The sequence below is a fragment of the Bradyrhizobium sp. cf659 genome, assembly GCF_900113725.1.
GTDB lineage: Bacteria > Pseudomonadota > Alphaproteobacteria > Rhizobiales > Xanthobacteraceae > Bradyrhizobium.
In genome coordinates, this window is record NZ_FOQJ01000001.1 from 923255 (window position 1) to 935087 (window position 11833).

The 11833-nt window shown below is 65.7% G+C and carries 16 protein-coding genes; 9 read left to right on the plus strand and 7 right to left on the minus strand.

All coding sequences use genetic code 11. From position 1 onward, the window contains the following. Nucleotides 1-35 precede the first annotated feature (35 nt). Complete coding sequence (locus BM118_RS04560) at nucleotides 36-470, plus strand: COG4315 family predicted lipoprotein (protein ID WP_092182627.1); 435 nt, start codon at nucleotides 36-38, stop codon at nucleotides 468-470. 67 nt (nucleotides 471-537) lie between these two features. Here BM118_RS04560 and BM118_RS04565 read toward each other — a convergent pair whose 3' ends face one another. Then, complete coding sequence (locus BM118_RS04565) at nucleotides 538-1191, minus strand: L,D-transpeptidase (RefSeq protein WP_092182629.1); 654 nt, start codon at nucleotides 1189-1191, stop codon at nucleotides 538-540. A 273-nt stretch (nucleotides 1192-1464) separates the two neighbouring features. Between BM118_RS04565 and BM118_RS04570 the strand changes: the two genes are divergently transcribed. Both BM118_RS04570 and BM118_RS04575 read left to right on the plus strand, forming a co-directional pair. Further along, a complete protein-coding gene (locus BM118_RS04570) occupies nucleotides 1465-2478 on the plus strand; it encodes a hypothetical protein (RefSeq protein ID WP_177234010.1) in 1014 nt (337 codons plus the stop codon). 425 nt (nucleotides 2479-2903) lie between these two features. Continuing rightward, nucleotides 2904-3134: a DUF6894 family protein gene (locus BM118_RS04575; protein ID WP_028171187.1), complete on the plus strand. Its 231-nt coding sequence runs from the start codon at nucleotides 2904-2906 to the stop codon at nucleotides 3132-3134. A gap of 1 nt (nucleotide 3135) precedes the next feature. Here BM118_RS04575 and BM118_RS04580 read toward each other — a convergent pair whose 3' ends face one another. Next, a complete protein-coding gene (locus tag BM118_RS04580) occupies nucleotides 3136-3918 on the minus strand; it encodes an SDR family NAD(P)-dependent oxidoreductase (RefSeq protein WP_177234011.1) in 783 nt (260 codons plus the stop codon). Between the two features lie 128 nt (nucleotides 3919-4046). Here BM118_RS04580 and BM118_RS04585 point away from each other — a divergent pair, with 128 nt between their 5' ends. Both BM118_RS04585 and BM118_RS04590 read left to right on the plus strand, forming a co-directional pair. After that, complete coding sequence (locus BM118_RS04585) at nucleotides 4047-4436, plus strand: hypothetical protein (RefSeq protein ID WP_092182633.1); 390 nt, start codon at nucleotides 4047-4049, stop codon at nucleotides 4434-4436. A 110-nt stretch (nucleotides 4437-4546) separates the two neighbouring features. Further along, the gene (locus tag BM118_RS04590; RefSeq protein ID WP_092182635.1) at nucleotides 4547-4792 is read left to right on the plus strand and encodes a hypothetical protein; all 246 of its coding nucleotides are present in this window, start codon (nucleotides 4547-4549) and stop codon (nucleotides 4790-4792) included. Between the two features lie 19 nt (nucleotides 4793-4811). On the opposite strand, the gene BM118_RS04595 is transcribed toward BM118_RS04590, so the two are convergent. The 5 genes from BM118_RS04595 to BM118_RS04620 form a co-directional block, all read right to left on the minus strand. Continuing rightward, the gene (locus BM118_RS04595) at nucleotides 4812-4997 is read right to left on the minus strand and encodes a hypothetical protein (RefSeq protein ID WP_092182637.1); all 186 of its coding nucleotides are present in this window, start codon (nucleotides 4995-4997) and stop codon (nucleotides 4812-4814) included. A gap of 178 nt (nucleotides 4998-5175) precedes the next feature. Next, nucleotides 5176-5457, minus strand: a complete 282-nt coding sequence (gene minE, locus BM118_RS04600; protein ID WP_092182639.1) for a cell division topological specificity factor MinE — start codon at nucleotides 5455-5457, stop codon at nucleotides 5176-5178. Beyond that, on the minus strand, nucleotides 5454-6269 hold the full coding sequence (minD, locus tag BM118_RS04605; protein WP_025575380.1) for a septum site-determining protein MinD: 816 nt from the start codon (nucleotides 6267-6269) through the stop codon (nucleotides 5454-5456). Before minD ends, minE begins: the two co-directional genes overlap by 4 nt. A gap of 21 nt (nucleotides 6270-6290) precedes the next feature. Continuing rightward, nucleotides 6291-6989 carry a septum site-determining protein MinC gene (minC, locus tag BM118_RS04610; RefSeq protein WP_025575382.1) on the minus strand — a complete coding sequence of 233 codons (699 nt, stop codon included), beginning with the start codon at nucleotides 6987-6989 and terminating at the stop codon, nucleotides 6291-6293. Nucleotides 6990-7363: 374 nt separating this feature from the next. Continuing rightward, nucleotides 7364-8368: an ABC transporter substrate-binding protein gene (locus tag BM118_RS04620; protein ID WP_092182642.1), complete on the minus strand. Its 1005-nt coding sequence runs from the start codon at nucleotides 8366-8368 to the stop codon at nucleotides 7364-7366. A gap of 100 nt (nucleotides 8369-8468) precedes the next feature. Between BM118_RS04620 and BM118_RS04625 the strand changes: the two genes are divergently transcribed. The 4 genes from BM118_RS04625 to BM118_RS04640 all read left to right on the plus strand — a co-directional run bounded on the left by BM118_RS04625 (nucleotide 8469) and on the right by BM118_RS04640 (nucleotide 11832). Continuing rightward, nucleotides 8469-9116: a TetR/AcrR family transcriptional regulator gene (locus tag BM118_RS04625; RefSeq protein ID WP_027542519.1), complete on the plus strand. Its 648-nt coding sequence runs from the start codon at nucleotides 8469-8471 to the stop codon at nucleotides 9114-9116. A gap of 84 nt (nucleotides 9117-9200) precedes the next feature. Then, nucleotides 9201-9971 carry an ABC transporter permease gene (locus tag BM118_RS04630; protein WP_092182644.1) on the plus strand — a complete coding sequence of 257 codons (771 nt, stop codon included), beginning with the start codon at nucleotides 9201-9203 and terminating at the stop codon, nucleotides 9969-9971. Between the two features lie 15 nt (nucleotides 9972-9986). After that, nucleotides 9987-11024 (plus strand): NAD-dependent epimerase/dehydratase family protein, encoded by a 1038-nt coding sequence (locus tag BM118_RS04635; protein WP_092182646.1) that lies wholly within the window; start codon nucleotides 9987-9989, stop codon nucleotides 11022-11024. After that, nucleotides 11011-11832 (plus strand): GNAT family N-acetyltransferase, encoded by an 822-nt coding sequence (locus BM118_RS04640; RefSeq protein WP_092182648.1) that lies wholly within the window; start codon nucleotides 11011-11013, stop codon nucleotides 11830-11832. Before BM118_RS04635 ends, BM118_RS04640 begins: the two co-directional genes overlap by 14 nt. Nucleotide 11833: the final 1 nt, after the last annotated feature.

An 11833-nucleotide genomic window follows, 5' to 3' on the forward strand; every position in this document is an offset into this window, starting at 1 on the left:
AACGCGCGATTAACTTTGCGGCCCGGGAGTTTCGGATGTTCAGGTTCCTCGTTGCGGCCGTGGCCATCGCGCTCTCGACCGGTCATGCGCTCGCAAACGGCCATGGCGGCGGCGATGCCGCTCCTCCGCCCAAGCCCGAGGCGACGACCGCGCCGGCGAAGGTCGTCATCACCAAGCAGGGTCCCAAGCTCGTCGATCTCAAGGGCATGACGCTCTACTATTACGAGCGCGACACCACCGGCAAGACGTCGAACTGCAACGGCAAGTGCGTCGAAAGCTGGGTTCCGCTCGCCGCGACGGCCGACGCCCGGGCCGTCGGCGACTTCACCGTGATCAGCCGCAACGACGGCAGCAAGATGTGGGCATACCGCTATCGCCCGCTCTACACGTCACCCGCCGACAAGGTGCCGGGCGATGCCAACGGCAACGCTACGACGCTGCAATGGCGCATCGCACGGCCTGGAGACTAGGACAACGCGCGGGTTGCCGGCGCGTGAGTGTACACGACAATCGTCTCGTCGTGAGCGAGCGCCCTCCTCAGCCGCGCCAGCGCGTGCTCGTCACGGCCTGCGCGTTCTGCCCGGGCGGCAGCACCACGACCATCGAATTGAGCTTCACCCGGTCGTAGAGATCGATCACGTCCTCGTTGCGCATCCGGATGCAGCCCGACGAGATCGCCTGCCCGATATATTCGGGCTGGTTGGTGCCGTGGATGCGGTAGAGCGTGTCCTTGTTGCCGGCATACAGATAGATGCCGCGCGCGCCCAGCGGATTGGCGGGACCGCCGGCGACGCGCGCCGGATACGGTCCAAGCCGCGCCTGGATGTCCGCAGTCGGAACCCAATCGGGCCATTCCGCCAAGCGGCCGACGCGTGCGACGCCCGAGAAGGCCATGGCTTCCTCGCCGACCGCGACGCCGTAGCGGATCGCTTTGCCCTCGGGCAGCACGAAATAAAGGTAGCGCGCATCGGTATCGACCAGGATCGTGCCCGGCTGCTCCTTGCGCGGGTAATCGACGATATGACGGAGATATTGCTCGGGCACGTTCGCCTGCGCGTATGGCGTATGCGCGAGCAACTGACGGTCGCGCGGCGTCATGCTCGCATCCGTCGATGGCGAAAGCGTCGTCTGCATGCAGCCGCCGAGCGGCAGCAGGGCAACAACGAAAAGAGCGAGAACAGATCTTGGCACCGCCGGCCCCCCCGATAGCGATCGCAGCACCCCCAGCAGCGTCAGATATTGCCAAAATCGTGCTGAAAACAAGGCAATGCGGAACACGTCCGCGTGTTTTTCCGGCCGAGTTCCATCACCACAAACGGCAGAAGACCGTCGCATCATCTCCATCCCCTCGCCTTGCTTTGGTCAAACCCGGCTGGACTCGTGCGTCATCAGACTTGGGATGGGGCTCACCTCAACAGATCGGCTCGCGCCAATGCGAACGACGAAGGCTTCAAAGGAGCTGCGATGCTCGCGATGCTGAACAGCAAGCAAATCGTCGATGAGATCGTGAAGGACACGGTCAAGGACAATGATCCGCACGACGCGGTTCAGATCTCACCGGATATCGTCCTGGCCTCGCGCCCCATCAGCGTTGCACCAGCGCTGGCGCCTGACGTCACGCCCCGTCCGGAGCCGAAATTCGCGCCGGGGCCCAGGATCAATCCGGAGCCGAAGTTCATTCCTGTCGTGGAGCCGCAGCCGGCGGCGCCCTCGGTCGACACCGCGGTGCGCGTAACTGCAAGCGATGGTCACGGCCGGCGGAAGCGATCCTCCGTCGGCAAGTGGCTGCGCGGCGCGTTCGTCACGTTTCTGTTCGCGGGCGGCAGCGCGGCCGCCACCATCGCCTGGGAGAAACATGGCGACGTGGCGAGGCAGATGCTCGCCGACTGGAAACCCGTATTGGCGTCGCTGATGCCTTCGTCGCTGACGCCTTCGACGTCACAACAGACGGCGCCGGTCGCAGCCGCGCAGGCCGCTCCGCCCGCGGCGGAAGCGGCAACCGATCAACCAGCCGACCCATCCCCGACGCCGGCTGCGGCTCAGCCTGCGGCCGTGCCCGCAGCAACGCCGCCCGAAGCAGCTCAGTCGGTGCAATCGATGACGCGCGATCTCGCCGCGATGGCGCAGCAGATTGAGCAGCTCAAGGCCAACATCGCCGAGTTGAAGGCCGGACAGGAGCAGATGGCGCGCGAGATGGCGAAGCCGTCCGCTCCGAAGCCGATGGCTGAGACGAGGCCGATCGATCCGCGCGCGCGCGTTTCCGCGCTACCGCCGCGGCCTCAGGCTCCACCGGTTCGCAAGCCGAAGCCGGCCGTGTCGCAGACCTACATGCCGGCATATTCGCCCGCACCGGTCGCATCACCGCCGCCGCCTTCGCAGGCTGCCGCGGTCCCGCCGCCGGCCGCGCCGGTCGCCGCGACACAAGCCGTTGCCGATGACGACGGACCTGTCGTGCGTCCGCCAATGCCGCTGCGCTAGACCAACGCCAGGCGATCGCGCGGCATCGGTCACGCAGCGTCGCTGCAAGCTGTCCGACTCGATGTGATGCGTTGAGTCCGGGCGACTACGGAGATCGATGTTTCGATCGTCTTCCGACAAACGAATCCGCCAAGAGAAAAGGCCGTCGGGATCTATGCCGACGGCCTTCTCTTGCAACTGCCGGTTCCCGGAGCCCGGTTCTGTTGCAATTCCATGCTTCATGATCACGCCGACATATTTAATAAAATCTTAACGCACCTGCGCGGTGCACATCATTTCTGCGCCATACGCACAGAGATTGCGCGCTTCGTTCATTCGATAAAGATCGACTCAGTGGTACCATCCGACATGTGTTGAGACTTCCGTTGAAGACTTGTTTTCCAGACTTGTCGTCGAGACTTGGGTCGTCACAGCGGGGAATTCGGATGCCTTACTACTACTTCGATCTCGTGGTTGGTGAAGAGTTCAAGAATCAGGGCGGAATCATCCTCGAAGACATCGAGGTCGCCTCGGATCGCGCCCACCAGCTGGCCAACGAGCTGTCGCAGGTGAAGCCGGAGCTTCAGCAAAAGGGTTGCGCGGTGCGCGTCACCGATCGCGATCACAACGAGCTCTATCGCACGCCGCTCGATCCCGTGCCGGCCTGGCAACGCTGAGCTACTCCAGCACCGGCGCTTCGAACCAGTTCGTCAGCGACAATCCGCCGTCGACGACGAAGGCTGCGCCGGTGACGTAAGCTGAAAGCCTGTTCGACAATACGGTCAGCGCCATCGGCGCAAGGTCTTTTGCCTCGCCGAGACGCCCGAGCGGGATGTGCCGCGCCAGCGAGGCATCCGCGACGAAACCACCGGCCGCGATCGCACCGGGCACCAGCGCATTGACGCGGATGTCGTGGCGCCCGAACGTCTTGGCGAGCTCCTTCACCAACATCGCCATCCCCGCCTTCGCCGTCGAGTAATGCGGCAGGTTGCGCGGCGTGTCCGCATGCAGCGAGGTGAGGAACAGGAACGAGCCGGGCCGCTTCGCCGCGATCAGCCGCTTGGCGATCTCGCGCGCCAGGTGAAAACCTGCATCGAGGTTGACGGCGTGCATCTCCTGCCAGGTCCGGCGATCGACCGCGAGCGCATGATCGGCCTCGCGCCGCGGCGGCGAGGCGCTGTGCACGAAATGCGTCACCTGCCCCAGCGCGGCATGTGAAGCGGCAAGCAACGCATCGCAGGCGTCCAGCCTGGCGAGATCGCCGACCCAGGGCACCGCGTGTTCTGGCCTCTCGCTCGCACTGATTGCGGCACTCACCCGTTCCGCACTCACATCGGCGAACACGGTCCGGACGCCTTCGCCGACCAGGGCCTGCGCGATCGCGCGGCCGATGCCGTTGCCCGCGCCGGTGACGAGCGCCGTGTCGCGCTGGGGATCGAACGGCGTGCTGAACAGGCTCATGGCGCTCTCCGGGTCCGGGAGGGGCCAATTTAACGCACCGCACGCAGACGCGACAATTGCGTCCCGGCACCATTGCGGAGCGGCGCGCCGGACGCTAGCCTCCCAAAAAAATCGAGGAGGTACCAAGGATGCGCTACGGTTTTCTGATGGCAGGCCTGTTGCTGATCGCCGCCCCGGCCCGGGCGGAGGATCATCCACGCTCGACCTATGTGACGATGGTCTTGCAGGCCTTCGCCGCCAGGGTCGAGTGCCCCAACACGGACCTCGTCTATCAGGACCTCGTGCAGAAGGCGCAGCAGATGCAGCTGCCCGACGGCACCACCGAGAAGGTGCGCAAGGCGATCGCCTGGATGCATACCGGCGGCAAGATGGGCGAGAAGCAGGACGACGACCTGATGGCCGAGGTCGCGGTCGCGACGCAGGCGACCGATATGGACCAGCGCCGCCTCGGCATGCCCGGCTGGTGCGAGGCCCAGAAGACCAACCTCGCCGGCCTGATCCGCAGCAAGGGCGGCTAACCGGCTTTTCCAGGCGTTAAGCACGCCGCGGCGGAACCGCTGCCGCGGCCAATATTCGTCACAATCCTCGCCAGCATGCGGGCCTCTTCGAATTCGAACAGGAAACCCTCATGCGGAAGATCCATGTCGCCTTCGCCGGCACGCTCGCGGCCGTCACGGTGCTGACCGCCCCCGTGCTGGCGAAGAATTCAGACGCCCAGAAAGCCGAGGGCAAATCGCCCTCCTCCACCTGCAGCGCGTATCAGCAGGCGCCGGATGGTACCTGGGAACAGCTTCCCTGCAAGGAGACCGGCGACCGCAGTCAGCCGCAAACCCAACGGTCCCAGCCGCAGGGAACGGAGCACGAGGACCACTGAGGCGTTTCCCGTCCGGCGATCAGCTGTGGTGCGGCCCACGCATGATCTTCATGGCATCCTCGATGTGACGCCACTCCTTGGCCTCATCGGCCTCGCCGCGGCCCTCGCAGGCCTGGGCTTGCTCGGCGGCCTTCGCAATCGCAGCGAAGCCGTGCCGTTCGAGCATCTGGCGTGCGACGGTGTGGACTTGGAGCTCCGACATCATGGGCGCTCTCCCGTTTCATGAAACCGCGGCGCACGCGTGGTGGATCCGCGGATTTCCTACAACGATCAAGTCGCAGGTCTCGTTCCGATCACCCGCAGCGACGACAAAAGGCGGCCCGCCATGCCCGGCGGACCGCCTTCTCACCCACCCCAAAACCTGAAATCGTCAGCCGCGTCCCCTATGCGACCGCCACGCGCTTGCGCTCGAAATCGTTGGGCACCTCGATATCGACCTCCAGGGTCGACACCTCGTCGCCGCGCTCGAGCCGCACGATGACCTTGGCCGGATCCAGCGTGACGTGCCTGGACACGACAGCGAGGATTTCCTCACGCAGCACACCGAGCAGATCGGGCTGGCCGCGCATTCCGCGTTCATGGGCAAGCAGGATCTGCAACCGTTCGCGAGCGACGGGTGCGGAGGCCTTCTTGCCGCGGAGAAGTCGAAGCAGACCCATGCTCATGCAGCCCTCCGTCGCAGCAGACGATCCATCAGACCTCTGCGCTCGGCCGGAACGTGCATCGTCACGTTCTCGCCGCAGAGGCGCTTGGCCGCGTCCATATAGGCCCTCGCCGGCGCGCCGTCCGCATTCGACAGAGTCACCGGTGTGCCGACGTTGGAGGCCTTCAACACGTCCTGGCTCTCGGGAATGATGCCGAGCAAGGGCGTTGCCAGGATCTCGAGGATGTCGTCGATGGTCAGCATCTCGCCGCGCGCGGCGCGCGAAGCATCGTAACGGGTGATGAGGATGTGCTTCTCGACCCGCTCGCCCTTCTCGGCCCGCACCGTCTTGGAATCGAGCATGCCGATGATGCGGTCGGAATCGCGCACCGAGGAGACTTCCGGATTGGTGACGATCACGGCCTCGTCGGCAAAGCGCATCGCCATGGAGGCGCCGCGCTCGATGCCGGCCGGGCTGTCGCAGATCACCCAGTCGAAACGCCCGCGCAGATCGTCGATGACCTTGCCCACGCCCTCTTCCGTCAGCGCGTCCTTGTCGCGGGTTTGCGAGGCCGGCAGCAGCCACAGATTCTCCAGCCGCTTGTCGCGGATCAGCGCCTGCGGCAGCTTTGCCACGCCCTGCACCACGTTGATGAGGTCGAACACCACGCGGCGTTCGGCACCCATCACCAGATCGAGGTTGCGCAAGCCGACGTCGAAATCGACGACGACGACCTTGTCGCCGCGCTGCGCGAGCGCAGCCCCCAGCGCGGCGGTCGTCGTGGTCTTGCCGACGCCGCCCTTTCCTGATGTCACGACCAGTACCTTACTCATCTGAAATGTCTCCTTTGCTGGTCAGTTCAGCGCTGTAATTCGCATGGTATTCCCCTGCAGCCAGGCCTGCGCCGGCTTGCCGCGCAAGGCGGCGTCGATGTCGTCCGCAGTCTGGTAAAACCCATCGATTGCAAGCAGTTCGGCCTCGATTTTCTGGCAATAGATGCGCGCGCTCGTGTGCCCGTTGACGCCCGCCATGGCGCGGCCGCGCAGCGCGCCATAGATGTGGATGGAGCCGCCGGCGACGACCTCGGCACCGGAGCCGACCGAGCCGAGGATGGTGACGTCGCCTTCGGGGAAGATCACGGTCTGGCCCGAGCGCACGGGGGCCTCTAACAGCAGCGAGGTTGGCTTGGCCTCGGCCTTCGCTTCGGCCTTCTTCGGCGCGCTCGGCTCGACCACGCAGCTGCGCCCGCCCGAGAGCAGCGGCGGCATCATGGGGGTCAGCCGGCCCTCCTCCACGCCCTCGATCCCGAGCACGCGGATGTTGCGGTCCTGAAGGCTGGTGAGCAGATGATTGATGCCGGACTGGCTGAGATCGACCGAGGACAGGTCGATCACCACGGGCCGGCCGGCGAAGAAGCCCGGCGAGCGGGCGATGGTGGTGTCGATCTCCTGGAGCCAATCCTGGATCGGAACCGTCGGCACGAACACGAAGGCCACGTAGGAGCGCCCGCGCAGGCGCACCATTTGGCGTTGGACTTTTGCTGCAGCCTCCATATCGGCCGACTCGTTCCCTGTTATTGAATGGTTAACGATGCGGCGGAGATGGTTAACGGCCGGTTAATTTCTCCGTGGGGTTACGTGAATGGGGCGGGCGGCCCTTGAGCGGCCGGGCGTTCGGCAGGCGCTCTCGCCCAGCACATAGCTGTCATCGCCCGCGCAGGCGGGCGATCCAGTACTCCGAGACGGGAGTGGGTCAGTCGATAGGCTGCGGCGTACTGGATGCCCCGCCTTCGCGGGGCATGACACCGGCATGGGACGCGAGCGCTTCCGCCTGTAGCCCGGATGGAGCGAAGCGTAGTCCGGGAAACCTGTCGCAACCGGCACACCGCCCCGGATTTCGCTTCGCTCCATCCGGGCTACAAGCCTCCCTACTTCTTCACCTTGCTCGCATCCATCTTGATGCCGGGATCCAGCATCCTGGTCGTGAACGCCGTCGTCACGTCGAACGGCTTCTCCATGCCGAGATAGGTCTGGACCAGCTCGTAATCCTTCTTCATGCGCTCGCCGTCGATCCAGCCGAGGCTCTTCGTCGTCGTGAACTCGTCCGTCATCAGGAACTTGATGCGCTCCCACTGGCGCTCCTGGTTCTCCTTGTCGAGGCCGGAGACCTGGTCGAGCAGCGCCTTCAGGCATGGGGTGACGTCGGCGACGCAGGCCGCGAAGGCCTTCTGCGTGACGCGCACGAACTCCTCGACCAGCTTCGGGTTCTTCTGGAGATAGGCGCCATTGACGATCAGCGAATTGCCGTAGGGGTTGAGGCCGATGTCCTTCCAGTTGACGTAGCCGAGATCGGGGCCGAACTCGATCACCTTGAGGTCGTGCTCGTTGTAGAAGTCGCTGATGATGTCGACGGTGTGGCTCTTCAGCGCTGCGATCTTCGCAGTCGGCCCGACATTGACGAAGCCGACCGCATCGGGCGCAAGCCCTGCGGCCTTGGCGAAGGCCGGCCACATCACGCGCGATGCGTCCCCGGGCGGATTGCCGATCTTGTGGCCGGCGAAATCCTTGACGCCGTTCACGCCGTAGCTCTTCAGCCAGTAGAAGGTCTGGCCGGTGTTGGCGTAGACGCTCATCACCGCGACGGTGTCGGCGCCCTTGCTCTTGGCCACCAGCATGGTGGCGAGATCGGCGACGCCGAACGGCGAGCCGCCGGAGCCGACCTTGGCGGCGGAGACGCCGGAGCCCTTGCCGGTCTCGATGGTGAGGTCGATGCCGGCCTTCTCGTACCAGCCTTGCGCCTTCGCGTAATAATAGGGCGAATGGTCGGCCGTCGGCGTCCAGTTCAGGATCAGGTTGACCGCCTCGCCCGCGTTCGCGGGCACGCCCGGCAAACCGAGCATCAGGGTCACAACCGCCGCCTGCAAACGCTTCATCGCATGTCTCCTCAATGCCGCGACCCGGCTTGTCGCTCTCCCCTTGTGAGGATACCAATGCAACAAGTCCGCCTTCCACTTGTCAACTGTTTGGTTGGAAATGCCCGCAAAACGATCTGGCGACACCGTGCCGCAGCGGCGCGACCCCGTCGCCACCCGCAAGAAGCTGCTCACCGCGGCGCGCCTGGAATTCGCCCGGCACGGCCTTGCGGGCGCCCGCGTCGACGAGATCGCCGAGCGCGCCGGCGTCAACAAGCAGCTCGTCTACCACTATTTCGGCGACAAGGACGCGCTCTACCTCGCCGTGCTCGAATGGGTCTATGAGGACATCCGCGAGCAGGAGCGCAGGCTCAATCTGGAGGGCCTGCCGCCCGACAAGGCGATCCGCCGGCTGATCGAAGCATCGTTCGATCACCTTGCGGCACACCCTGATTTCATTGTGCTTCTGAACGACGAGAACCGCGGCGGCGCCCGCCATGTCCGCGGTTCCACGCGGCTGGAGGCGATGCATTCCCCGCTGGTGAAGAGCGTCTCCCACATTCTCCAGGAGGGCGTGCGTAGCGGACTTTTCCGCAAAGGGATCGACCCCGTCCAGCTCTACATCTCCATTGCGGGCCTCAGCTATTTCTTCTTCTCCAACACGCCGACGCTGTCGGCGATCTTCGGCAAGGACCTGTCGAGCCGCGCCCAGCGCCGCGCCCGCCGCAGGCATGTCGTCGACCTGGTGCTCCAGTCGCTCCGCCCATAATCAACCAACTGGTTGAAACTTGCCCCGGGGACGGTTAGGCTTGCCGTCGTGGCAGAGAGTCCGCGAGCAACGGGGAGCAAGAGGGTGGCAGGTGACGGAGCAGGCCCGGCCCGCAACTTTGCGATCATCCTGATCGTGCACCTCGCCGTGCTCGTGCTGTGGCAGGTCGCGGTCGATGCCTTCCATGTGCCGAAATTCATCCTGCCCTCTCCGCTCGCGACCGTGCAGACGCTGGGAACCGCGAGTTATGCCTGGGGCGCCAATACGCTGGTGACGGCGATCGAGATCCTCGGCGGCTTCGCGCTCGGCGCATTCGTCGGCGTCACCCTCGCGGTGATCTTCAGCTGGGCGCCGCTGGTGAGCCTCGTGCTGCTGCCGCTGTTCGTGACGCTGAACATGATCCCCAAGGTCGCGCTCGGCCCGCTCCTGATCGTCTGGTTCTCCTACGGCATCGTGCCGAACATCCTGATCGCCTTCAGCATCTGCTTCTTCCCGATCCTGCTCACCACCGCCCGCGGCCTGCGCGAGGTCGAGCCGGACCTGCTCGATCTCGTCAAATCGCTGCGCGGCTCGCGCTGGACGCTGTTCCGCAAGATCCAGCTGCCGGGATCGCTGCCTTACGTGTTCTCCGGCATGAAGGTCGGCGCGATCCTGGCGGTCGCCGGCGCCATCGTCGGCGAGTTCATCGCCTCCGAGCGCGGGCTCGGCTACCTCATGATCCAGGTGCAGTCATCGCTCGACACGCCCGCGATGGTGATGGCCGTCGTGCTGCTGACGCTGCTCGGCGTCGCTCTCTACGGTCTGGTGCTCGTCCTCGAACGCATGTTCGTCGTGGGTGACGCCAGGCAGACTTAGCTAAAGGAACGATCCATGCTCCTCACCCGCCAGACGCTGCCGAAGACCATTCCGGATATCGCTGCGCTCGACGATCTCCTGTGCCGGCCGACCCAGGCGCTGATCGACGACCTCGCCAAGGTCGAGGGCGACATCATGATCCTCGGCGTCGCCGGCAAGATGGGCCCGACGCTGGCGGGGCTCGCCAAAGCGGCCGCACCCGATCGCCGCGTCATCGGCGTGGCGCGCTTCAGCGACGCGGGCGTCAAGGACTGGCTGCATGGGCGCGGCGTCGAGACGATCAATTGCGACCTGCTCGATGAGGCCGCGATCAAGGCGCTGCCGAAGGCCCCCAACATCGTCTTCATGGCCGGCCGCAAGTTCGGCGCCGAGGGCGATCTGTCGCTGACCTGGGCGATGAACGCGCATGTGCCGGCGCTGGTCGCGCAGGCCTTCCCGTCGTCGCGGATCGTCGCGTTCTCGACCGGCTGCGTCTATCCCTTCGTGCCGGTCGACGGCCAAGGCGCGACCGAGGACATGGCGCCGAACCCGCCCGGCGAATATGCCCAGTCCTGCGTCGGCCGCGAGCGCATGTTCGAGTATTTTTCACGCAAGTTTTCGACGCCCGGCCGGCTGTTCCGGCTCAACTACGCGATCGACATGCGCTACGGCGTGCTGCACGACATCGCCACCAAGGTCCTCACCGGCACGCCGATCGACGTCAGCCTTGGCCATGTCAACTTCATCTGGCAGGGCGATGCGTCCGCGCAGGCGCTGCGCTGCCTCGCCCATTGCACGGCGCCGACCTCGCCGATCAATGTCAGCGGCCACGAGATCCTGGCGGTGCGCGATCTCGCGGCGAAATTCGGCGCCCGCTTTGGCCGCGCACCGGTGCTGACCGGCAAGGAGGAGCCGACGGCGTGGCTCACCGATACCTCGCAGGCGGTCGGGCTGTTCGGCCTGCCGGTGGTCGACACCGAGCAGCTGATCGCCTGGACCGCCGACTGGGTATCCCGCGCCATGCCGAGCCTCGGCAAGCCCACCAAATACGAGGTGCGCGATGGCCGCTACTGACGCCCCGTCCATCATCAAGCTCGGCGCCGACGATGCGATCGCCGGGCTCGTGCTGTCGACCGAAGCGCACTGGAACCAGACCGACGAGGACTGGCGCATCTTCCTGCGCGACGGCGTCGTGTTCGGCATTCGCGACGGCATGCGGCTGGTCGCGACCGCGGCCCTGCTGCCCTACTCCGGCAACAACGCCTGGATCAGCATGGTGCTGGTGACGGCGACGCACCGCCGCCGCGGCCTTGCAACGCGCCTCGTCGATGCCTGCCTGGAAACGGCGCGCAAGAACGGCCTGACGAGCTGGCTTGACGCAACGCCCGACGGTGCTGCCGTTTACGGGCCGCTCGGCTTCACGCCGACACTGCAATTGCGCCGGCTGAAGCTGGCGAGATCCGCGCGGGCCGAAGCGCCGCCGACTTCTTCCGCGACCATCGAGACGCTTCGCGCGCGCGACCGGCGGGCCACCGGTTTCGACCGGACCGCCCTCCTCTCCGCCTTCGCACAACGCTCCGGCTCGCGCATCGTCGCCGCGAACGGCGCCATCGCGCTGGTTCGCGACGGCAGAACCGCCCGCCATATCGGCCCGTTGTTCGCGAATGACGCCGCGGAAGCATTGGCTCTGGTTGGCGCGATCGCCCGGTCCGAGACCGCCCCTCTGCTGATCGACGCCGTCGCGTCACACGGCGCGTTCCTGGAAGGATTGACCGCATCCGGCTGGACCATCGAACGGCCGTTCCAGCGCATGCGCCTCGGCCCCGCCACCACGACCAGCGAGGAAATGCCGTTCGCCGTCGCCGGCCCCGAATTTGGATAGG